Annotated in this window: 17 protein-coding genes; 11 read left to right on the forward strand and 6 right to left on the reverse strand. The window is 37.6% G+C overall.

From position 1 onward, the window contains the following. The 3 genes from ESY88_RS06180 to ESY88_RS06190 all read left to right on the forward strand — a co-directional run bounded on the left by ESY88_RS06180 (position 1) and on the right by ESY88_RS06190 (position 4,023). A complete protein-coding gene (locus tag ESY88_RS06180; protein WP_147086571.1) occupies positions 1 to 1,014 on the forward strand; it encodes a response regulator in 1,014 nt (337 codons plus the stop codon). Then, positions 1,001 to 1,411, forward strand: coding sequence for a response regulator (locus ESY88_RS06185; protein WP_147086570.1), 411 nt, complete (start codon positions 1,001 to 1,003; stop codon positions 1,409 to 1,411). Before ESY88_RS06180 ends, ESY88_RS06185 begins: the two co-directional genes overlap by 14 nt. A 248-nt stretch (positions 1,412 to 1,659) precedes the next feature. Then, entirely contained in the window at positions 1,660 to 4,023 is a 2,364-nt protein-coding gene (locus tag ESY88_RS06190; protein ID WP_147086569.1) for a TonB-dependent receptor, read from the forward strand. Between the two features lie 2,013 nt (positions 4,024 to 6,036). On the opposite strand, the gene ESY88_RS06195 is transcribed toward ESY88_RS06190, so the two are convergent. After that, positions 6,037 to 6,408 (reverse strand): DUF2237 family protein, encoded by a 372-nt coding sequence (locus ESY88_RS06195; protein WP_147086634.1) that lies wholly within the window; start codon positions 6,406 to 6,408, stop codon positions 6,037 to 6,039. A gap of 523 nt (positions 6,409 to 6,931) precedes the next feature. Between ESY88_RS06195 and ESY88_RS06200 the strand changes: the two genes are divergently transcribed. The 7 genes from ESY88_RS06200 (at position 6,932) to ESY88_RS06230 (ending at position 14,151) form a co-directional block, all read left to right on the forward strand. Next, on the forward strand, positions 6,932 to 7,336 hold the full coding sequence (locus ESY88_RS06200; RefSeq protein WP_147086568.1) for a sacsin N-terminal ATP-binding-like domain-containing protein: 405 nt from the start codon (positions 6,932 to 6,934) through the stop codon (positions 7,334 to 7,336). Between the two features lie 119 nt (positions 7,337 to 7,455). Then, positions 7,456 to 8,940 (forward strand): DUF3883 domain-containing protein, encoded by a 1,485-nt coding sequence (locus ESY88_RS06205; protein WP_147086567.1) that lies wholly within the window; start codon positions 7,456 to 7,458, stop codon positions 8,938 to 8,940. 3 nt (positions 8,941 to 8,943) lie between these two features. Then, positions 8,944 to 9,408 (forward strand): hypothetical protein, encoded by a 465-nt coding sequence (locus ESY88_RS06210; protein ID WP_147086566.1) that lies wholly within the window; start codon positions 8,944 to 8,946, stop codon positions 9,406 to 9,408. A 68-nt stretch (positions 9,409 to 9,476) separates the two neighbouring features. Beyond that, positions 9,477 to 9,944, forward strand: coding sequence for a hypothetical protein (locus tag ESY88_RS06215; RefSeq protein ID WP_147086565.1), 468 nt, complete (start codon positions 9,477 to 9,479; stop codon positions 9,942 to 9,944). A 2-nt stretch (positions 9,945 to 9,946) separates the two neighbouring features. Beyond that, positions 9,947 to 10,705, forward strand: coding sequence for a hypothetical protein (locus ESY88_RS06220; RefSeq protein ID WP_147086564.1), 759 nt, complete (start codon positions 9,947 to 9,949; stop codon positions 10,703 to 10,705). A 550-nt stretch (positions 10,706 to 11,255) separates the two neighbouring features. Beyond that, entirely contained in the window at positions 11,256 to 13,535 is a 2,280-nt protein-coding gene (locus ESY88_RS06225) for a S9 family peptidase (RefSeq protein WP_147086563.1), read from the forward strand. Positions 13,536 to 13,797: 262 nt separating this feature from the next. After that, on the forward strand, positions 13,798 to 14,151 hold the full coding sequence (locus tag ESY88_RS06230; RefSeq protein ID WP_147086562.1) for a DoxX family protein: 354 nt from the start codon (positions 13,798 to 13,800) through the stop codon (positions 14,149 to 14,151). Positions 14,152 to 16,122: 1,971 nt separating this feature from the next. Here the strand turns inward: ESY88_RS06230 and ESY88_RS06235 are convergent. From ESY88_RS06235 to ESY88_RS06245, 3 genes are all read right to left on the reverse strand, one after another. Continuing rightward, positions 16,123 to 16,323, reverse strand: coding sequence for a dodecin family protein (locus ESY88_RS06235; protein ID WP_147086561.1), 201 nt, complete (start codon positions 16,321 to 16,323; stop codon positions 16,123 to 16,125). A gap of 176 nt (positions 16,324 to 16,499) precedes the next feature. Then, on the reverse strand, positions 16,500 to 16,874 hold the full coding sequence (locus ESY88_RS06240) for a DoxX family protein (RefSeq protein ID WP_147086560.1): 375 nt from the start codon (positions 16,872 to 16,874) through the stop codon (positions 16,500 to 16,502). A 448-nt stretch (positions 16,875 to 17,322) separates the two neighbouring features. Then, positions 17,323 to 19,794, reverse strand: a complete 2,472-nt coding sequence (locus ESY88_RS06245; RefSeq protein WP_147086559.1) for a zinc-dependent metalloprotease — start codon at positions 19,792 to 19,794, stop codon at positions 17,323 to 17,325. A 509-nt stretch (positions 19,795 to 20,303) separates the two neighbouring features. Here ESY88_RS06245 and ESY88_RS06250 point away from each other — a divergent pair. Further along, entirely contained in the window at positions 20,304 to 22,862 is a 2,559-nt protein-coding gene (locus ESY88_RS06250; protein WP_147086558.1) for an adenosylcobalamin-dependent ribonucleoside-diphosphate reductase, read from the forward strand. A gap of 317 nt (positions 22,863 to 23,179) precedes the next feature. Here the strand turns inward: ESY88_RS06250 and ESY88_RS20895 are convergent, their stop codons facing one another. Beyond that, the gene (locus ESY88_RS20895; RefSeq protein WP_189702535.1) at positions 23,180 to 23,356 is read right to left on the reverse strand and encodes a hypothetical protein; all 177 of its coding nucleotides are present in this window, start codon (positions 23,354 to 23,356) and stop codon (positions 23,180 to 23,182) included. 44 nt (positions 23,357 to 23,400) lie between these two features. Further along, the gene (locus ESY88_RS06255) at positions 23,401 to 24,300 is read right to left on the reverse strand and encodes a mechanosensitive ion channel family protein (protein ID WP_147086557.1); all 900 of its coding nucleotides are present in this window, start codon (positions 24,298 to 24,300) and stop codon (positions 23,401 to 23,403) included.

Raw genomic sequence — 24,300 nt, forward strand, 5'->3', positions numbered from 1 at the left:
ATGCCACAACGATTACCAGACTATTCAGAAAAATTGTCCGTTCTTATAATAGAAGACAATCAAGGAGATTTCGTTTTAATTGAGGATTATTTACTTGAGAAATTCAAATCTATAGAAATCATACATTTTACCAATTTTGCAAATTCCATTGACTACTTGCAAAATCCTAAGACAAAAGTTTCATTGATACTAATGGACTTGCATTTACCATGCTTAAAGGGGATTGAGTTAATCAATACTATTTTAGCCTACAATTTTCATATTCCCGTTGTCATTCTAACTGGGTATTCAGATATAGATTTAGCGAAAAAAAGTCTTCAAATAGGTGTCTATGATTATCTAATAAAAGATGAAATAAATCCTGTAATATTACATAAAACCATCATTTATGCGCTAAATAGAAGTAGTTTCATCAATCAAATTGAAGCTGAAAAAAGCAATTATGAAAACCTGTTCAACTTTAGTCCGCAACCTACATGGCTTCTGGACTCTAAATCTTTAAAAATACGTAATGCCAATGATGCAGCACAAAAGAAATATGGCTACTCCTTAACGCAATTTCTAGAAATGTCATTTACGCAATTATTTCCCATAGAGGAGGAGGAACTCATAAAGCATAAATTGATTTCACAGGAGTATGAATTGAATAGTGATCACTTCACACATTTTTTAAGTAATGGCGAGGAAATTAAAGTAGATATCTATTTCAGGGAAATTAATGGTAGATCAACCCACGGCCTAATTGTGCAATCAAACGATGTATCCAAAACCTTGCAACACATCAGTACCATTGAAGTTCAAAATGAAAAGCTGCGAAAAATTGCATGGACGCAGTCCCACATGGTTCGTGCCCCTCTTGCTAGAATATTAGGAATCATAAATGTGATTGAAATGGAAAAGATGGACGCTGATGAACTCCTTTTTTATTTAAAGCAATTAAGGGTATCAGGCAACGAAATGGATGAGATTATAAGAAAAATTGTCAACGAAACAAATCATATTGAAAAACAATAAATTCCAAAATATGAAAAGGGAACTGGTTATTATAGATGACGATCCAATATACAGATTAATCATTTCAAAGATGGTAAACACTATTGATGCTTCTGTAATAATTGATGAGTGTGAAAATTGTGAGATGGGTTTGGCCAAGATGGAGTCTCTCGGGCAATTAGACCATGATGTAATCGTGCTTTTAGATATAAACATGCCAAAACTTGATGGCTGGGGATTTTTAGACGAAATTGAAAAATCCAATATTCTAATCCAACCTCAAATAACCATTTATATGGTGTCTTCATCCACTGATGAAAGCGACCTACTAAAGAGTAAAAAGTATAAATCGCTTAGAGGTTTCTTTTGTAAACCTTTAAGTAAAGAAGTGCTTAAAACAATTATTGGGATTGATTGAGACGGTCTTCTTATCAATAATTAGTTTAATCCATTTGGCTTTTAGCGCTAGGCAGCTAAATTTTAAGGTTCACTTATAATTACGCCCACAGCATTTAACAGGGGAATTAGAGTCCTTTTCAGAAAATAAGCGAGACTATCAAATTTCAAAAAGGGTCTCAGTTGCTTTTTCTTTAACATTTCTTTTAGATCGCGTCACGTATTTCTTAATATTTTTGTTTAATATTTCTAAATATAATTTAAACAAAAATGGCTATTCAAATAAGGTCTTGCTTATTTTTTATTGCGACGGTATTGGCTTTTGGGAGTCTCAGCGGCCAAGTGAACACAACAATTTACGGACAGGTAAGCGACGAGTTAGGTAAACCCATCATAGGCGCCTCCGTATTCTTGGAAGGCACACAATTGGGAGTACAGTCTAATTTAGATGGCAACTATGAAATTTCTGGCGTTCCTCCGGGATCTTATAACCTTATCGTGAGTTATTTGGGGTATGAGCCGCAAACAAAGTTTAACATCATTGTGCGCTCCAAAGGAACACCCAACTATGATTTTGTGCTTAAAGAGTCAGCCCAAGCGCTAAATGAAGTCGTTATATCAAATGCGAACATCATCACGCGTCCCAGAGAAACACCTCTCTCCACACAAACACTGTCGGCTGTTGAAATTGCCACCTATCCCGGTGGCAACAATGATGTTGTAAAAGTAGCGCAAACGCTTCCCGGAGTGTCACCATCGATTGGCGGCTTTAGAAATGATTTGATCATTCGTGGTGGTGCGCCCAATGAATCCGTTTATTATTTAGACGGCATGGAAATTCCCAATATCAATCATTTTGCGACCCAAGGCAGTGCTGGTGGACCTCAAGGATTAATCAATGTTTCTTTTATAGATAATGTGACCTTATCAACTTCAGCTTTTAATGCTAGATATGACAACCCTTTATCTGGAGTGTTACAATTCAAACAACGCAATGGGAATGCCCGAGAGCTTTCAGGGAATTTTAGGCTAAGCGCCAGTGAAGCGGCTTTAACCTTTGAAGGCCCGTTATTCAAGAAGGACGCTGAAGAATCCAAAACCACCTTTTTGGCATCTGTGCGTCGCAGTTATCTTCAGTTTTTATTTGAAGTCATTGGTTTGCCCATCCGCCCTAATTATTGGGACTATCAATTTAAGATCAACCATGAGATCAATGCATACAATACCATCACGTTTCTTGGACTTGGCTCCATTGATGATTTTTCCATTCGTCCCCTAGAAGAATTTGATATTGACCAACAGGCAAGCTTAGATCAAACGCCGTTCATTGAGCAGCGCACCAATACCATGGGTTTAAGTTGGAAAAACCGTTTCAAGAGCGGCAAGGGTTTTATGCAAACCACCCTAAGCAGCAATACCTTAAAAAATGAATTTACGCGTTATGAAGACCCTGTGAACGAACAAGGTGTGATTTTCAATAACGATGCCCGCGAATCGGAAACCAAATTAAGGCATGAATTGACGCAATTTCTAGGAGATTGGAAGTTAAGTTCGGGGTTCAATTTACAATATTCAGATTATACCAATCTCACGACCGATGTACGCAACGCATTGACCTTTGATACGGCTATTGATTTTGCGAAGTATGGTTTGTTTGCCAATGCCACACGATCCTTTTTTAACGATCGTTTAGATCTGTCTCTCGGCTTTAGAATGGATGATGATAGTTTTACGCAAAGCGAAACCCTGTTGACTACGTTTTCCCCAAGATTCTCGGCATCTTATGAATTTGCCGAAGACTGGCGTTTAAGCGGCTCCGTTGGTCGTTATTTCAAATTACCGCCTTATACCATTTTAGGATTTAGAGATGCCAATAATGAGTTGATCAACCAGAACGTTGATTACACCCAAAGTGATCATTTGGTCTTGGGGCTCCAACATTATTTTTCGCCATCCAGTAGTATTTCTTTTGAAGGGTTCTACAAGCGTTACGAAGACTATCCGGTTTCTGTGCGCGATGGGGTTTCTTTGGCCAACAAAGGCGGCGGATTTGAAGTGTTAGGCAGTGAGCCTATAGAAACGGTGGGTAAGGGGCGTAGTTATGGGGCAGAGCTTAATTTTCAACAAAAATTAACGGATAATTTCTATGGTATTTTCTCATACACCTTCTTTTATAGTGAATTTACTGGTTTCGATACCAACACGTATTTACCTTCAGTTTGGGACAGTCGCCATCTTATTTCGTTTGTTGGCGGTTACAAATTGAAGCGTGATTGGGAATTGAGTTCTAGATATCGCTTTGCGGGACGCACACCCTTTGTGCCAACAGATTTGGATGCCACATTAGATAATTATCCCGAAGTGATCTTGGATTATTCGCGATTGGGAGATGAAACCTTAGCCGTTTTCAGTCAGTTGGATGTTCGAATTGATAAAAAATACAACTTTGAAAAATTTGCACTTAACTTTTTTATTGAAGTCCAAAATATTTTATTTCAGGATATTCCATCACCACCGGAATACGTATTAAACAGAGATGCTTCAGGCACGATAGTGCAACCCGAGCGATTGATTTCTGTTGGGGATGACTTTGGGTCACCAATACCTGGCATTGGCATTGTTGTCGATTTTTAGAATTCAAAAAACTTAGCTGTAAATAAGAGCTGTGGATCCTTGTGTTATAATGCCATTGCGTAAAACGCTACTAACCGGGCATCGCTAGTTAAGACGTATTAATAAGAAGCTACAATCAGGAACCATGAGGCATAAGATTAAAGGATGCATACAAATCGACCTATTCCGTTGCCTAACAAAAGACCTGTAACACTTTTTTATACTAGGCCGTCTAAATCTTAAGACCTACAAGCCCTTGAAAGTTTAGGCGTTTTTGAACAGTTTAGGTTTGTAGATCTGCTCATAATATAGGAGTTAACAGCGCCTGATATCTTCTTTTTAATTTCTCCTTTAACCTTTGCTTTAATCTTGGCCTTAACCATCGATTTGATGGTTGTCTTAATCCTAGACTGCATTTTAGCTTTAAGCTTCGCCTGCATTTTAGCCTTAATCTTTGCTTTAATTTGTTTTTTGATTAGAGTACTCAACATCATAGCTTTTTTATTTAAAGATAATTATTTTGTTTAACTATGCAAAGCTTTAATTAAACAAAATATGATTCCGCCTTAGAAAACATGGATAGCCGCGCAGTATTTACGATGTCAGAATCAAAATAAGAATACCAGTAAATAGGAGCGTGGCAAAAATTAAGTCCCGCAGATCTCGCGGATTGACGCAGAAAAAACCACATCTGCTTCTTTTGGGTTGAGTCATAACGTATAAAAAATCTGCGAACATCTGCTCAATCAGCGGGAAACATTGACAATCGCAAATGCTAATAAGTTCCGCAGATCTCGCGGATTGGCGCAGAAAAAACCACATCTGCTTCTTTTGGGTTGAGTCTTAACGTTAATAAAATCTGCGAACATCTGCGCAATCAGCGGGAAACATTGACAATCGCAAGTGCTACTAACTCCCGCAGATCTCGCGGATTTACGCAGAAAAAACCACATCTGCTTCTTTTGGGTTGAGTCTTAACGTTAATAAAATCTGCGAATATCTGCGTAATCAGCGGGAAACATTGACAATCGCAAATGCTAATAAGTCCCGCAGATCTCGCGGATTGGCGCAGAAAAAACCACATTTACTTCCTTTGGGTTGAGTCATAACGTATAAAAAGGCTGCGAATATCTGCGTAATCAGCTGGAAACATTGACAATCGCAAGTGCTAATAAGTCCCGCAGATCTCGCGGATTTACGCAGAAAAAACCACATCTGCTTCTTTTGGGTTGAGTCTTAACGTTAATAAAATCTGCGAATATCTGCGTAATCAGCGGGAAACATTGACAATCGCAAATGCTACTAAGTCCCGCAGATCTCGCGGATTTACGCAGAAAAAACCACATCTGCTTCCTTTGGGTTGAGTCATAACGTATAAAAAGGCTGCGAATATCTGCGTAATCAGCGGGAAATATTGACAATCGCAAATGCTAATAAGTCCCGCAGATCTCCCGGATTGACGCAGAAAAAACCACATTTACTTCCTTTGGGTTGAGTCTTAACGTATAAAAAGGCTGCGAATATCTGCGTAATCAGCGGGAAACATTGACAATCGCAAATGCTACTAAGTCCCGCAGATCTCCCGGATTGACGCAGAAAAAACCGGATCTGCTTCTTTTGGGTTGAGTCTTAACGTTAATAAAATCTGCGAACATCTGCGGAATCAGCGGGAAACATTGACAATCGTAAATGCTAATAAATCCCGCAGATCTCGCGGATTTCCGCAGAAAAAACCACATCTGCTTCTTTTGGGTTGAGTCTTAACGTTAATAAAATATGCGTAATCAGCGGGAAACATTGACAATCGCAAATGCTAATAAATCCCGCAGATCTCGCGGATTGACGCAGAAAAACCACATCTGCTTCTTTTGGGTTGAGTCTTAACGTTGATAAAATCTGCGAACATCTGCGCAATCAGCGGGAAACATTGACAATCGCAAATGCTAATAAGTTCCGCAGATCTCGCGGATTTACGCAGAAATAACAACTATACTTTTCGGGATGCGTTAAGCCTGTTACTCAAAATGAAACCAATTAAACCGAATACGCTTTCAAAAGCTCCAACGAAACAAATTTCAAAGCAAGGGCATGGGTCGCTTTTAAATCCACTGGTGGTGCGACATTGGCTTTTTCGGCTTGTTTCCAGCGGGAGACGCACAAACACCATTTGTCGCCGGGCTTTAATCCGGGGAAATTCCACTGCGGTACTGGAGTGATTAAATCATTCCCTTTTGATAAGGAATACTCTAGAAAGGCTTCCGTAACAATGGCACAGACCACATGGGTTCCAAAATCGTCTGGCGTGGTATTACAAAACCCATCGCGTAAATACCCGGTCATAGGATCGCAAGAGCAGTTTTCCAAGGGTTCGCCTAAAACGTTTAAAGTTTGTTTTTTAGTGGTCATGAGTGCTGTTTTATTGAGTACTGCAAAGATAAAGCTAATCATTATTTTAAGTAGAATGCCTGGTACTAAATATCATAATTTCGCCAACGTTCCATCTTTGTTATAAATAGCTTCATCCCGAGGTAAACCCTGCTATAAAATGTTCTATAATGTTCCGCGTAATGCAATTTGAACTTAACTCACACGATTTCTATTTTTGAATTAAAGCGGTCCTAAATTTTCGTTGCTCGATGTGGGTAAAAGTGACGGTTGTTTCTATAAGTTATGGAAAATTTATGCTAAACAGTTGCTTCTGCACTTTTGATGAAATCGAATTTACAAGATTTATAAGCTCTCAGTTATCACATTGAAGATTAACGATTTCAAATAAGAAATATATAAGTATGAGTAAATAGGAGTGGAGCGGGTAAACACGGTTTTTTCGAAGCGACGATAGGAGCACAGTGGAATGTGTGTGGAATGGTTTATATTTGAATTAACATTCTAAGTTATTTCTATAACAAAACAGCAACTTAACCAAAAGATGATAGAAAATTTAAGGAAAGAATTTATTCAAGAAGCTAAAGCTGCGCCAAAATTATTTAAGGATTTAGCAAAAGTCGAACAATATATTGCTGAAAGTTATAAAACAAGAGCTCTTATAGAATTGATGCAAAATGCTGATGATGCTGAAGCTTCTAAATTTGGAATACATAGTTTTAATAATGGATTTATTGTTGGAAATAACGGAAAACCATTTACGCAAAATGATGTCGAAGCATTATGTCGAAGTGGTTCATCAAATAAACATAGAGGAGGAGAAACAATTGGATATAGAGGTATTGGTTTTAAATCAGTTGTGAATATTGCTAATGTCGTAAACATAATAAGTGGTAATTTTAAATTTAGCTTTGAAAGAAAAAAACGATACAAGCACTTGATAATATAATAGATGTTCCTTTAATACGTATTCCTCATATATTTAGTACAGAAGATATTGAATTAGAAAATCAAGTTTCTGAAATCATTAGCAAATTTAATTATAACACCGTTTTTGTTTTTGGTAATGTGATTGAAGAAATTTCAAGAGAAGAGTTAAATAGTTTAGACAGAAGTTCTTTATTATTCTTAAAAAACTTGAACGAAGTACATATTGATTATAAAAATATACATAGAAACATATTTGTTAAGCATAATTATGATGAGAATAATGACGTTGTACAACTCATTGAAGACGAATTTGTTGATGAATGGAAAATTCAACATTTAGAAAATAATAAAACAGATTTAGTTGCTTATAAAGTAGAAAATGGAGTTATAGTTCCTGCTTTAAATGAAGAATCTGTAATACATTCCTTTACACCAACAAATGAATTCTCTGGTGCATTCCTTAAAATTAATGGTGATTATACAACAGATCCTTCTCGTAAATCTGTTGATATGGATGACTTATCAAAAAAGTCATATAATAATGCAGTAAAAATTATAGTTAAAAATATTGTAGATATTTTAAATGGAGACCTTTCAAAACAAGGTTTTTTTACACCATTTATAAACATTCAAACAACAGATTCAAACCGATTTAAAAATTTATTATTCAATGCAATAGAAGAAAAATTAAAATCTGTTATTGATTCAATACGAATCAAACCAGATTGGTTGAATTTCGAAGATTATGAAAAAGTTAGTAAGAATGGAATAAAATCAATAAGCAAAAATTTAGTTTCTACTTATCCTGAAATATTTACTATTTTGAAATCATTAAATGCTAAAACATTAAGCATTAAGGATATTTTAAAGAATATTAATGATGTGAACTTATCCATAATTGGTTATGCAGAAGTCTATTCAAAGATAATTGCTCAATATAGATATGATTTAGATTTGAAAGTAATTGAACAATTAAAACAGTTAAGTTTATTCCCGACTAAAAATGGTGTTTTAAGCGCATTTCAGATTAGTAAGAGTAATGAATTAGATGATAATTTCATTAATTATTTAAACAACAATGTTGATGTAGCAGATGTGAAGTTGTTTTTTAAGAAAATGGAAACTGAATCTAATCAAAATGTAAGTATAGTTTCTGATAAGAAAATTGAAGTCCAAAAGGCGATTGATGAAAATCCAACATTAAATAAACCATTTACTTTTAAAGTGGCACCTACAATAAAAAAATGGAGAAGTTCTGAAAAAAATGCACAAGAATATTTGAAAGCACTAAACGTTGCTTTGTCGGTAAAAGATGTAACAGAAGCTAATTTAGGTTATGATTTAGAAATGATGCTGCATAATGGTAAAAGGATTTACATTGAAGTAAAAAGTGTAAACACTTTTTCAGAGCCTTTTAAAATTTCTAACAATGAGTATTCTAGTGCTCATAATTATGGTTCAGATTATTTTATCGCACTTGTCATAAATAATGATAACTTTAAAATAAAATTTGTACCTAACCCTATAAAGACTTTAAGTTTTGAAAAAAAATGTGAACGTTGGTCTTGGTTTTGCGCAGAGTACTTAAATGAATTACAAGAAATAGATCAAATTATAAAGTAAAATATGGTACCAGTCAAAGAAGCAATTAATAGTGGTTCATGGTTACATTGTGAATGTAACGATTACGATAGACTAATTAAATTTAGATTAAAAATAAGCTCTTTTAGAAAATTGGTTCTTACTGAAATTGATAATCCTGACAAAATAGGTACAATTGATGAAGGTGCTATGTTATGGCTAATGCAGATTGAATTTATTAACCTCACAAAAGATCCAATACATCCACGATATGGCCCACCATATTTATTATTAATAGACCAAGATGGATTTCGCTTTCATATTTTTGAAGATGGTCATTTAGAAAGTGGTTCTCAATTTAGTAAAACTTCAGGAATGCATAGGTTTGGTTATACAGAGTTAATACCTAAAATTAAAGCCGTTGGTTCCATTGTATTTCAATTACCTGATGATGCTGACGCAGAATATTCTATTTCAATTAAAAATAACGGTGTAGTGCAAGAAATATAAATATATTATAGTTTTGTGTTAAAAATTTAAATAAATGACAAGAAATAAATCAAATTATACAGTAAAATATGGTTCCAATTAAAGAGGCAATAACCAGTGGTTCATGGTTACAATGTGAAAAAAGGAATAACTTGTTTGAAGCTAATCAATTTCGCATAAAAGTGAATTCTTTTAGAAAATTAAACCTTTCTGAAATAGATGAGCCTGAAGAAATAAATGATTTAGAAAATAGCGCTGTTTTATGGCTTATGAATATTGAAGTTGTTAACTTAAATAAAGAACCTACAAAAACACATAATAATGTTTATGGTTTAAAATTAGTTGATAATGATGATTTTATATTTCCTGTTTTCCTAGATGGCCATCTTAATTGCTTTTCAGATTTTGCTAAAACTAGTGGTTTAAAGAGGTTTTATGCTGGAACTATTTTGCCAAAGATAAAAACTTTAGGCAGCCTTGTTTTTCAATTACCTGACGATGACGATGCTGAATACTTTATTTCATTAGAAGATAATGGTATTGTACAAGAGGTATAAATATGGAAAGTAAATTTAATCTTGACTCATTCTTAAAACTTTCAGATGCTGCTAACTTTTATCTTGAAGAATCATTCAAATATGTTAATGAAATATTTACTAAAGATTTAGAAAAATTAGTACTTGTTGAACAATTAAAGGATGTGCAATTTAGTGAAGAAGATTTAAAACTTATTGAAGAAGGAGGTATTCCAAAGGGTTCTATTACTTATTTAAGAAGTGACAAAAGATTAGTTCAATTTCTTACTGTCGAAACGCTTAATGAAATTTTAAATGCACATAATGAAGTTAATGAGATAGTATCTAATAAAAAACCAAAGATTCCAAAAAAGCATGTAATAAAAAGTATTCAAATATTAGGTCATATTTCTAATTTGGCTCTTTTTGTTGAAGTCCTTACTAATAGACACTTATTATTTTTAAATCATAATGATATTATTGATAATTTTGTCTACAACCAATTATCTGAAGGCAAAATTCTCAACATTATAATTTTTATTTGTAGAGATGAACTAGAAAACGGAAGTATTAAGTTAGATTCTATTAAACACTTATTTAGGCATAGAAATAAAGCAGTTCATCATACTCCTAAAAATGCTGATGAATTAAAAGTAAAAGTTGAAGATTTATTTCAAATTTGGAATCAAATAATAAAACTTATTGCTATATATGAAGATAGAGAGAAGTTCAATGAAAATAAGTTTTCTACTAAATTAAAGGTAGAAAAAGGAATAATCCAAGATTCTTACATTTTTTTCTGACCACGTAAAAATTTATTTAATATATTAGGAGAGAGGTTACGAATTTTTAACAAACAGTAGGTCGTTAAATGGCTGTTACATAATTGCTATCGATATTGATCTAAAGGCATCACATCTGCAACTATGTAAAATAGAACAGAAAAAGATCTATCATCTATTTACTTCTATTTGTCCTATAATTTATATTATGTAAAATAGAATTGTTTCGAATCCTATTCCCGTCCATACACTATCTTCACTCCGAATTAACCGGAGCCTTGCTCCTCATTATAGTATTCGATGTCTATTTTACCGTATTTAAATGAACGATCCTTAAGACAACTAAATGACGATAAATATAAAATGAAATATATCGATTTCATTTCTATACTTTTTATATATTTATATTCTCCCTAAAAACTGAATATTAGTCTATTAGTATTTGTTAAGCTTTGTCCAATACTAATTTATTGGATGTAAAATTGCAAAAAAAGGTATTTATAAACCTTCCAATCATTAGCTCAGTCCCAAGTTCAATTAAAATAACCTGCATCATTTGAAACCTGTTATTATGAAAAACAAGATCTTGGGATTAGTTACCTTATTCCTCATTAGTGCCTTCAACATCAGTGAGGCACAAGACATTCAAGGATCCTTCAAGGGTATTTTGGATGTTCAAGGCAACGAACTGCCAATTACCTTAAACATTTCAAAAAGCAACGACGACCTCTCAACCACGATTGATAGTCCTGCTCAAGGCGCCATTGGTATCCCTACCGATGCCACCACTTGGGAAGATAATGTGCTTACCGTTACTGCCAGTCAACTGGGGCTCAAATACGTTGCGACCCTCAACGATCAAACCTTAACCGGAACCTTTTATCAAGGTGGCGCCGAACTGCCATTAATCCTGGAAAAATTTGATAAAAAGATTCCTGGGGATACCTCCCTCCCAACTTCCGATGAAGAATTGGAAGCCTTGGCCAATTGGGACACAACCTCCTACAAATATGAGGTTAAGGATTTCTTTGCCAAACCCAAAGCGCGTAGTTTTAGTTTTTCGCCCGACGGCAAGTTTTTGTCTTACCGCGAAAAAGATGAGAACGGCAAAAACCATATCTATGTCAAAAACCTTGCAACCAATGCCATTTCTCGTGCTATTGAGGAAAAAGAAGAACTCATTCGTGCTTATGGTTGGGCCAATAATGAGCGTCTATTTTTTGTAATGGATAAAGGCGGTAATGAAAATTACCACCTGTTTGCCGTCGACCTTGATGGTTCCAGTCTCAAGGAACTAACTCCCTTTGATGGCGTGCGTGTGGAACCGTTGGAAGAGCTTAAAGATGATAAAAACCACATGATCATTTCTATGAATAAGAATAATCCGCAAATTTTTGAACCTTTTAAAATCAATATCAATACCGGAGAAATTACCCAATTATTCAAAAACGAAGATCCTGCCAATCCAATAATGAACTATGCCTTTGACAAAGATGGAAATTTACGTGGCTATGTAAAATTAAGAAATGGCGTGAATACCGACTATTATTATACCCTTGATGGTAAAACCTACGATAAGTTTAAGGAGTTGAGCTGGAAGGATACGTTCTCCCCTGTGTCTTTTAACTATACCACCGAGAATCCAGATGATGCCTATGTGATTTCAAATTTAGAGAGTGATAAAAGCCAAATTATTTTATATGATTTCAAGGCAGATAAGGTCATTGAGACGCTATTTAAAAATGAAAATTATGATGCGAGCGGCTTAAGTTTGTCAAGAAATCGTAATTATGAATTGGATTATTTCAGTTATGAAGGCGAAAAAGAAATAATTGTTCCTGTGAGTGACTATTATAAAAAGCTCCATGCTAAAATCACAAGCAAATTTCCAAATTACAATTATTCCATTGCCGATGTTACCGACGACGAAAGTAAATATTTAATTTTGATCCAAAGTGACAAACTCTATGGCACCTATTATAGTTATGATGCTATAAATGACAGCTTCGAATTATTGTACGACCTCATGCCACAGCTTAAGGAAAAAGATATGGCCGAGATGCGCCCTATCAGTTTTAAGAGCCGTGATGGCAAGACCATCAATGGTTATATCACGCTACCAAAAGCAGCTATCGATGGACAACAAGTACCATTAATTGTGAATCCCCATGGTGGTCCGCAGGGTGTTCGTGATTCTTGGGGCTTCAATCCCGAAACACAATTGTTTGCAAGTCGCGGGTATGCCACGCTTCAGGTCAACTTTAGAATTTCTGGCGGTTATGGTAAGGAGTTTCTAGAATCTGGTTTCAAACAGATTGGCCGCAAAGCCATGGATGATGTTGAAGATGGTGTGGAATACGTCATAGAACAGGGCTGGGTAGATAAAGACAAGGTGGCCATTTATGGAGGTAGTCACGGCGGTTATGCCGTTTTACGTGGCATGACGAAAACGCCAGACCTTTACAGTTGCGGTGTTGATTATGTTGGGGTTTCAAATCTTTTTACCTTTATGAATACCGTTCCTGCATATTGGAAGCCAATGCTGCCCATTCTGAAGGACATTTGGTACGATGAATCCATTCCGGAAGAAAAAGCGATCATGACCGAGGTGTCGCCTGTCTTTAACATTGATAAACTCAAAAAACCTTTATTGGTCATCCAAGGTGCCAATGATCCCAGGGTCAATATCGATGAATCCGATCAAATTGTAAGGGCTTTGCGCGCTAAAGGATTTGATGTGCCGTATATGGTAAAATACGATGAAGGTCATGGATTTGGCAAAGAAGAAAACCAGTTGCAATTATACCGCACCATGATGGGATTTTTTGCCAAACATCTTAGCAGTGAATAAGTCACAACCACTAAAAGGCTAAATGGCATAGAAGCAGAAACAACTGTAGGCAATTACATTTTGTATTAGGAAGCCTTTGTCTCTTTCTGGAAAACTCCACTGGCATATCACTAAGCGCATTTGGATTAATACAAAAAAGGCCCATCAGAACGATGGGCCTTTACTTTGGGAATGAGATATATCAAATAACTTTTCAAAAACCCATGTGAGTTTAGAGTACAGCGCTTGAGATATAACTATCTTTGATAAAATCAAATTGTTTATGATTGGTGCGCTTACTGTAGTGACTTTATTTTCTGCGGCATCCTTTGTGTTTTACGGGATAAGCTGTTTGACATCTAAACGTATGCTGTTAGAATTTGAGCGCTTTGGTCTGGCCAAGCAACGTGCGCTTACAGGGGTTCTCCAACTTATTGGGGGCTTCGGACTCGCCATTGGTTTTTACGCCTCGTTCAAACTCGCTGCTTTTAGTGCTGCTGGCTTGGCAATCTTGATGCTATCTGGTTTTGTGGTGCGTCTTAAAATCAAGGATTCTGTGGTGGCATCTGCACCTGCCTTAATGTATGCACTTTTGAATGGCTATTTAGCATTGCGCTTTTTTGGGGTATGGATTTGATGAATGTCGAATACCGAATTTTGAATGCTGTATGTTGAAGTTTTGATTTGAGTTTCAACTATTATTTCTAGTTTACCAAAATTATTCTCTACTTCTATTTTACATAAGTCCGATCAAAAAACAGCGAAAATCAGTTTCATCAGCGTCATCTGCGTTCAAAGTGAGAACGCTGAGTACGCAGATTTTGCAGATTTCCACGGATTTAATTCAGACTATTATCGAAATACATAAAACAGCGAAAATCAGTTTCATCAGCGTCATCTGCGTTCAATGTGAGAACGCTGAGCACGCAGATTTTGCAGATTTGCACGGATTCAATTCAGACTATTACCGAAATACATAAAACAGCGGAAATCAGTTTAATCAGCGTCATCTGCGTGCAATTGCAGGAATATCGAATAACGAATTTTGAATGCTGAATGTTGAAGTTTTGATTATAGTCTCGATTATTACTACGGTTTGCCACAGCCATTTTCTACTTCTGTTTTACATAAGTCCGATCAAAAACAGCGAAAATCAGTTTCATCAGCGTCATCTGCGTTCAACATGAGAACGCTGAGCACGCAGATTTTGCTGATTTCCAAGGATTCAATTCAGAATAGTACCGAAATACAAAAAACAGCGAAAATCAGTTTAATCTGCGTCATCTGCGTTCAAAGTGAGAACACTGAACACGCAGATTTTGCTGACTCCCACGGATTCAATTCAGACTATTATCGAAATACATAAAACAGCGAAAATCAGTTTCATCAGCGTCATCTGCGTTAAAAGTGAGAACACTGAGCACGCAGATTTTGCAGATTTGCACGGATTCAATTCAGACTATTACCGAAATACATAAAACAGCGGAAATCAGTTTAATCAGCGTCATCTGCGTGCAATTGCAGGAATATCGAATAACGAATTTTGAATGCTGAATGTTGAAGTTTTGATTATAGTCTCGATTATTACTACGGTTTGCCACAGCCATTTTCTACTTCTGTTTTACATAAGTCCGATCAAAAACAGCGAAAATCAGTTTCATCAGCGTCATCTGCGTTCAACATGAGAACACTGAGCACGCAGATTTTGTTGATTTCCAAGGATTCAATTCAGAATAGTACCGAAATACAAAAAACAGCGAAAATCAGTTTAATCTGCGTCATCTGCGTTCAATGTGAGAACACTGAGCACGCAGATTTTGCAGATTTGCACGGATTCAATTCAGACTATTACCGAAATACAAAAAACAGCGAAAATCAGTTTAATCTGCGTCATCTGCGTTCAATGTGAGAACACTGAGCACGCAGATTTTGCAGATTTGCACGGATTCAATTCAGACTATTACCGAAATACATAAAATAACGAAAATCAGTTTAATCTGCGTCATCTGCGTTCAAAGTGAGAACACTGAACACGCAGATTTTGCTGATTCCCACGGATTCAATTCAGACTATTTCCGAATTACATAAAACAGCGAAAATCAGTTTCATCAGTATCATCTGCGTTCAACATGAGAACGCTGAGCACGCAGATTTTGCTGATTTCCACGGATTCAATTCAGAATAGTACCGAAATACATAAAATAACGAAAATCAGTTTCATCAGCGTCATCTGCGTTCAAAGTGAGAACACTGAGCACGCAGATTTTGCAGATTTCCACGGATTTAATTCAGACTATTATCGAAATACATAAAACAGCGGAAATCAGTTTCATCAGTATCATCTGCGTTCAACATGAGAACGCTGAGCACGCAGATTTTGCAGATGTCCACGGATTCAATTCAGACTATTTCCGAAATACATAAAACAGCGAAAATCAGTTTAATCTGCGTCATCTGCGTTCTATTTAAGGAGTATCGAATACCGAAGTTCTGGATTTCAGCTTCAAATGCTAGCTGGCTCCACCTCTATTTGAACTTCACATCCACTCAAATAAAAAAGCATCCCTTATCGGAATGCTTTTTTATAAGATTTTAATTGTTGTTGTGATTAACTGACTTCAAAAGTGATTTTCACGTTGACGCGAAATTCTGAAACAGCATTGTCTTTAATAGCGACACTCTGCTCACGTACATAAGCCGACTTGATGTTTTTTACAGTTTTTCCTGCATGGAGTACTGCTTTTTTTGTTGCGTCTTCCCAACTTTTTTCGGAATTCGCCATGATCTCAATTACTTTTAATACTGCCATAATAGTTGTTTTAGATTAGTAAATTACTTGAGGCTTTAAGGTACATATAATAAACTAAATATCAAATATTTAACACTAATTTAAGCTCTGGAAACCAAATTAAGTTTTTTGTATTATAATTTCAAATCACTGTAATCAAGCAGCTTATAATAAAACAAAATATTAGCAGATGCCGCTTAGACCAATTGTCCTTGAAAAGCAATGGAAATACATAAGACCATAAATAGAAATGCAGGAAATGATTTATACAGCGGATCTTTAATTTTCAAGTGCATCACTATCGAGCCCAACAATAAAACCGCTAATCCAATTGCTGCTGGCGCTACCAAAACAGGCACCCAAATGGATATGATCAAGGCAATGCCTAACAGCACTTTAAGACTGCCAATCACATAGCACGACCATAATGGAAGACCATAAACCTGAAATTCCTCAGTGATGTTTTGCGCATCGCCACCACGCCAGCGGGTAGGTTTATTACGTTGAAGTATCCAGACGTTGATAAGGCTCAAGCCCACTATGAGTTTAAAAATCGTAATTAATATGTCCATAAAATTGTTTTTGGTTAGTTACCCTTAAAAGATAAAACATTATTGGTTAATGAGCGCTATGGGGCGTTTTTTTTTAAAAAAATAATTCGGTTCTCTGTTACATGTTCACCTGTTATGTGTTAACCGTTGTCAGTTATCCGTTATACGTTCTCTGTTGTCATCCTTCAGTCAGTATTTAAGTAGTTTGCCTTGAGCTTGAAATTGAACTTGAACTTCAAAAATCCATAATATTCAATTAACAATCGTTAATCTTCAATAATTTAAACTTTAGTCTTCAGTCTTCAGTTGACAGTTGAAGTAGAGCATGAATTAAAAACATTATTCCTCACTTCTTCCCTCGCGTTCGCTATGAAGCTAAAGACGACTAAAATTGAGAATATGACTTCTTTTTCACTTACCCCCTACCTTACTACCCTCTACCCTCTCCCCACTTCCTACTCCCCATCGGCTATTTAGGATCTAAAATCAACTCAACACGTTTCAAAACATCCTTATAATGGTACTTGGTCACTGTATTCACGGAGCGTGCCGCTGCAGATGCTACTTGTGATTTTAACTGGTTCAATTCACCTCTTACCAAGGCACGCACATCACTTTGTGCCACATTGAAATACTGGTTGCTGCGTTTCGGGTTCAAATCTCCGGTCATTAAATATCCCATGCGCTCCACGTAGGCACGCTGCAAGTTTCGGCGAAAGACATCCACATTGCTTGAGCCTGTGGTTTCACTCCAAATGCCTTTGCGAAGTTCTTCAAGCATTTCCAGCGCCGCGTAATTTTCAGCATTGATGGTCTCGTGGTCCAAAAGCCTGCCAAGCGTTTCAAAATCGAGCAAGCTGTTTAAGAAACGATTTTGCAATCTACTTAGGCCTTCAGTATATCCCGCATAATCAATGTTGGTCAGCATGGTCTTATCCACCAACCATGTGGGCGTTTTAAAGGCATTCTCCTGCAGCCATTGCATTGATTGTTCTTGCACTGGTTTTGGTGTTGCCACATAAAAAGAGCCATTTTGGTTGGGCTTCAAAAGGTGCTCCTCAACACCTCCAATATTTGTGGCAACATGGTTGACATAGCGGTTGTAACAGCTCAACAGTTCCCCGTACAATTCCTCGAGATCGTCATAATCGTTGGTTTGGTCACTGGTCCACTGCGGAAGATGAGCTGCGACATATTTCAAATTCTTCAGCGCGTAGGTGGATGCCAGAACTGCGTCGTTACCAATATCTTCGGTTTGGGACGTAGGGTCGAACCTACTGCTCTGCTTTCCGAAGACATATTTGGGATCACCTTCCTTTTCAAGTATCCAGGCATTTAAAAGTGGCTTCTCCGCCTCTGCTGTGTAGGCGTTTGGAATGCGACGGTAGCCCCAATTGATGGCGTAGTGATCGTAAGGGCCAATTTGCCTGATGAATCGTATGTTCTCATCCCCAGGTTGGGCGATGTAATTGTAACGGGCATAATCCATAATGGTGGCTGCGATGCCAAATTCTTGGGTAAAGGCACCGTCTCTATAACTTTCCACATCATAAGCTTTGCTGGCACTCATATTATGCGGAAGGCCTAAAGCATGCCCCACCTCATGCGCGATGACCATTTTCATCATTTCACCAATTTCCTCAGCAGGCGTGTTCAGGGTTCTTGCGGAAGGATTTGCTGCTCCGGTTTCCAATAGATATCGGTTTCGATAAGAACGCAAATGGTTGTGGTACCAAATAATGTCGCTCTCGATGATCTCACCACTGCGAGGGTCTGAAACGCTCGGTCCAACTGCGTTTCTAGTTTCACTGGCCACGTATCGAATTACAGAATAACGCACATCCTCTGGGCTAAATTCTGGATCCTCTTCTTTGGTTGGCGGATCTTTGGCGATAATGGCATTTTTAAAACCAGCAGTTTCAAATGGACCTTGCCATAGCTCGATGCCTTCTTTTATGTATTTCCGAAGGGCCTTTGGTGTGGCAGGATCGAGATAATACACAATCGGCTTTACGGGTTCCACCAATTCCCCTCGGGCATAGGCTTCAGGATCTTTGGGTTCCAAACGCCATCTGCGAATGTAGGTTTTGGTATCGGCCTTGAGCTGTTCGCTGCCATAATCGACCTGACTGAAGGTAAACCAACCCACACGCTCATCGGCAAAACGCTTTTGCATAGGCGATGCTGGCAATAATACCATAGATTGGTTCATCTGAAGGCTAATCGTTTCGGCAGTTTCAGCCGATGGAGGCTCGGAAGCGGTATAGGTCATGTCTTGCACCACTTCTATATTCTTCGGAAAACTTTTCATGCTATTGATAAAGCTTCGGGAATTGTCTAAATTCTTGACTTTATACGACTCCCGCAAGCGGCTTGAGAGGCCGCTAATCACTTTTACATCTGTATTATAAAACTTGGTCACGTCAACCACCACCGCAGTAGAATCTGGGCTGAAGGCCTCAATATCAAAAGCGAACAGCGTAGGCTCATAATTATTGGATTGTACCGAAATACTTATCGGCAAGGCCTCATCGGCGACCGCATTATAGGACCGTTCCTTGATCAAGATCTTATCCTCAAAACGTTGCCAAACAATAATGCGCTCGCCCGTTTTAGAACCAGCATTGATGTAACCACCACCTAGATTGGCAGGTAGTTTTGCGATTCTACTTACCAAGAGCATGTCTTTATTGAGCAGGGAATCTGGGATCTCGAAAAAGTAGTTCTCCTTTACTTTATGCACTTTAAAAAGGCCTTCATCAGTAATGGCAGCCTTGGTAATGACCTCGTTGTAAGCTTTGATTTTGCTTTCGTCCTTTTTCGGAGTGCTGATTTCGGTGTTTGCCTTGTTTTTCTTCTTTTGACGTTTTGATTGAGATATACTTAAGTTTGGAGCTAAAAAGCTTAGGGTCAAACCGATGACTAAAATGGTGTTTTTCATGGAGGTTTTTTATAATTACAGCGAGATTTTTTTAACATTGTGAATTTACAAAATTATCATGAGCCCATTTACATTTTGTGGTTTCATGGCAGCGATTGGGTTTAGATTTCTTTCTTAAAGGTTTTATTCGATTTCCAATGCGCAACAAAAATTGAAACTCTTTGATGAGGCCAATCGCAAATCAAAAAAACACATGATTTAGAGTTCTTCAAGAAACCTTGAAACACACTTTTGATGTTTTAAATTTCAACTTGTAATCTAAATATGTTGCTGCAAAAATTAGCAAAGCCCGCCCTATCAAGACGATACACACGACAAAGCTTTATCCTACGATGTTTTAAATATTTGTCAACTTTTTAATGTTAGTAAATATTTATAATATTGAAAATCAAACAATTAACACATTTTTCTTGATAACTTTATTTTCTTAAGTCCAATAAAATGTTGTTACTTTACAAAAGTTGTAAGTCTACAAAAAGTAATTTAATCAATATAATATTCAAAAAGATATGCCTGTAAAAGAAAAGAAAGTCGTCCCTCAAACCTATACCCAAGAGCAGGCCTTTCAAGCTTCGTTAAACTATTTTAAAGGTGATGACCTCGCCGCCCGAGTTTGGGTTAACAAATATGCTCTTAAAGATTCTGATGGCCATGTTTATGAAAAAACGCCAGACGATATGCACAAGCGTATCGCCAAGGAAGTTGCACGTATTGAGAAGAAATACCCGAATCCCATGACTGAGGACGAAGTGTTTGATCTCATCAAAAACTTCAAGTACATTGTGCCTCAAGGCAGTCCTATGGCTGGCATTGGCAACCCCTTTCAAGTGGGGTCGCTGTCTAACTGTTTCGTGATTGGTAACGATGGCAATAGTGATTCCTATGGAGGTATCATGAAAATCGATCAAGAGCAGGTGCAATTGATGAAACGCCGCGGCGGCGTGGGGCATGATTTGTCGCACATTAGGCCAAAAGGCTCTGGTGTTAAAAACTCGGCACTCACCTCTACCGGACTTGTGCCTTTTATGGAGCGTTACTCCAATTCCACCCGTGAGGTTGCTCAAGACGGTCGCCGTGGGGCGCTTATGCTTTCGGTATCTATCAACCATCCCGATGCTGAGGATTTTATCGATGCCAAAATGGAACAGGGTAAAGTAACCGGAGCCAATGTATCGGTACGTATCGATGATAAATTCATGACCGCGGTAAAAAACGACACGCCTTATACCCAAACATATCCCATCTTTAGCGACAATCCTAAATTCTCTAAAGAAATACAAGCCAATACTTTGTGGAAAAAGATTGTTCACAACGCTTGGAAATCTGCTGAACCTGGTATCCTGTTTTGGGATACAGTGATCAATGAATCGGTGCCAGATTGCTATGCCGACTTGGGATACAAAACTGTTTCCACCAATCCTTGTGGTGAGATTCCGCTTTGTCCTTACGATTCTTGCCGTTTGTTGGCCATCAACCTATTTTCATACGTGGAAGAGCCATTTACTGCAAAAGCGCACTTCAATTATGAGCTTTTCAAAAAGCATATCAATGCCGCGCAACGCATCATGGATGACATCATTGATTTGGAGCTGGAAAAAATAGATAAAATTTTAGAAAAAATAAACGCAGATCCTGAAAATGAAGACGTTAAAGCTGTGGAACGAAACCTTTGGTTGAATATTCGCAAGAAAGCAGGCGAAGGCCGACGCACAGGTATTGGCATCACTGCCGAAGGCGATATGCTTGCTGGTTTAGGAATTACTTACGGGAGTAAGGAAGGGATTGATTTTTCAGTGGACATTCATAAAAGAATTGCCTTGGCTACTTACCGTGCTTCTGTGGAAACAGCGAAAGAGCGTGGCGCTTTTGGAATCTTTGATGCCGAAAGGGAAAAGAACAATCCGTTCATCCTGAGATTGAAAGAAGCCGATGAAGAGCTGTACTATGATATGTTGGAACATGGTCGACGTAATATTGCGTTGCTTACCATTGCGCCAACAGGCACAACCAGCTTGATGACCCAAACCAGTTCTGGGATAGAGCCTGTTTTTCTTCCAGTCTATAAACGCAGAAGAAAAGTGAATCCAAACGACAAAAATTCCCGCGTGGATTTTGTGGATGAAGTTGGCGATTCTTGGGAAGAATATGTGGTATTTCATCAGCGATTCAAAGAATGGATGAAAATCAACGGTCATGACACCGATAAAAAATACGAGCAGGTTGAACTGGATAAATTGATTAAAATATCACCGTATTACAAAGCGACTTCCAATGATGTGGACTGGATGAGCAAAGTTAAAATGCAAGGCGCTGTTCAAAAATGGATCGACCACTCCATTAGCGTCACTATTAATTTGCCAAATGACGCCAGTGAGGAACTGGTAGGAAAGCTCTATCTTGAAGCTTGGGAGGCCGGATGTAAAGGCGTTACTGTGTATCGCGATGGCTCACGCTCTGGTGTTCTTATTTCTAACGAAGAAAAGAAAACGGAAGACGAGGATAACACTGGGGATAGTAATTTCCCAACCAAGCGCCCACAAACCTTGACGGCTGATGTTGTTCGTTTTCAAAACAACAAAGACAAATGGATCGCTTTCATTGGTTTGGTGGATGGCCGACCGTATGAAGTATTTACAGGTATGGCCGACGATGAGGATGGTATTTTGATACCACGCTGGGTCAATGAGGGTCTCATCATTAAAAACCGTAATGAAGACGGCAGCTCGCGTTATGATTTCCAATATGGAAACAAACGTGGTTATAAAACCACGATTGAAGGACTGTCACATAAATTCAATCCAGAATTTTGGAATTATGCCAAACTCATTTCCAGCACTTTGCGCCATGGAATGGATATAGACAAGATTGTGGATTTGATAAACAGTCTGCAATTGGATAGTGAATCCATTAACACCTGGAAGAATGGTGTGGTACGTGCCCTCAAACGCTACGTTGCCGATGGGACAATCGCCAATAAGGAAAAGTGCAGCAGTTGCAGCTCCTCTAATCTTATTTATCAAGAAGGTTGCTTAACTTGCAAGGATTGCGGCTCTTCTAAATGTGGTTGATTTTATAGAGTAAACAGAAATAAAAAGCGACTTGAAGGTTTATCCCTTGAGTCGCTTTTTTTTTGCTGAAATTAGAGAGATTAAAATCGGAGTCAATAATACCAAAACAAATTAAACCTTGCTTTTTAGCACGACTGGCACTGTGCTAATTTGAGAATGTGCCGCAAAAAAAAACGATGCTTTTTGAGAAGCATCGTTTATTAATCAATAACCTCGGGGCAAACCCAGGAGGTATAAATTGAGGATATTCTTTGTATTTCGAGGCAAGCCTCGGGCAATAAACCCTCTGGAGGGATTTAACTAATGATTCGTTCAGGTTAGGATTTCTTTTGGTCTGATTTTTTATCAGCTTTTTTGACTTTCAAATCACCGTCGCCATCGATCTCTAATTTTTTTCCTTCATTTTCTTCTAAAGAAGGAAAGTTGGACGACTTGTGATAATCGTCTTGGAAATCGGCATTTTTTCTGGTCTTTTTTTTATCAGTATCACTCATGATTTTTATGATTTTAGTTATTAATGATTATTGTTTCCGAAGACTTACTCCTCATTTTTTGGCTCACGCTCTTTGGCGATTTCAACATTTGTGCCCATATGCAATGTACGGATTGGGAACGGAATATTAATATTGTTTCTGTCAAACTCTTCTTTAATGAGCATAATGGCCTCACTCTGTCTATCGAACATTTGACCTGGTCTTTGATACACGCAAGAGAACCGCGTCATAAAATTAATGGAGCTGTCACCAAACTCCAACCAATAGAACTCAATCTTTTCACCGGCCTCTTGTGGAAAATTATCGGTCATCAGTTTCATGATCATGTCTCTTACCTCACGAAGATTAGAGCTATAGGCTACCCCACATTTTACGGTTATACGACTTCTTTCGGTCAAGGAAAAATTCACGAAGGGCTTATCCACAATCAGTGAATTGGGCATGACCACGATGTGATTGTCTGGCTGTCGCAGCACAAAATTACGCAGGGAGATTTCTTCCACGAAACCCTTATGGTTTTCCGTTTCAATATAATCATGGATTCTTATTCTCGGCAAAAAAGAAAGCAACACGCCAGAGAAAGTGTTATTAAGCGTGCCCTGCAAGGCCAAACCAAAGGCCAAGGCAATCACCCCGGCACCAGCCAAGATAGTGGCCAACGCCTTATCAAGGCCTAAAACATTCAGTGAAATGAAGAAACCTATCAGCAAGATGACTAGAAAGATCAGTTTTTTAATGATATGCCGCACCGATATGTTGTCCATACGCGCTCTTAGAATCTTGGAGACCAAAGAAGCAACGCCCTTTGCAATGAAGTAAAAAAGAAACAAGGTAAATATGGCCAATATCAAATTGGGTAAGCGCAGAATTAATTCTTCATACCAACCCAACAACTTATCTTTGAGTTTGTCCATATAAATACCAATTTCCAAAAAGCGAATCAT

It is taken from the genome of Subsaximicrobium wynnwilliamsii (genome assembly GCF_007997225.1).
Classification (GTDB): Bacteria; Bacteroidota; Bacteroidia; order Flavobacteriales; family Flavobacteriaceae; genus Psychroserpens; species Psychroserpens wynnwilliamsii.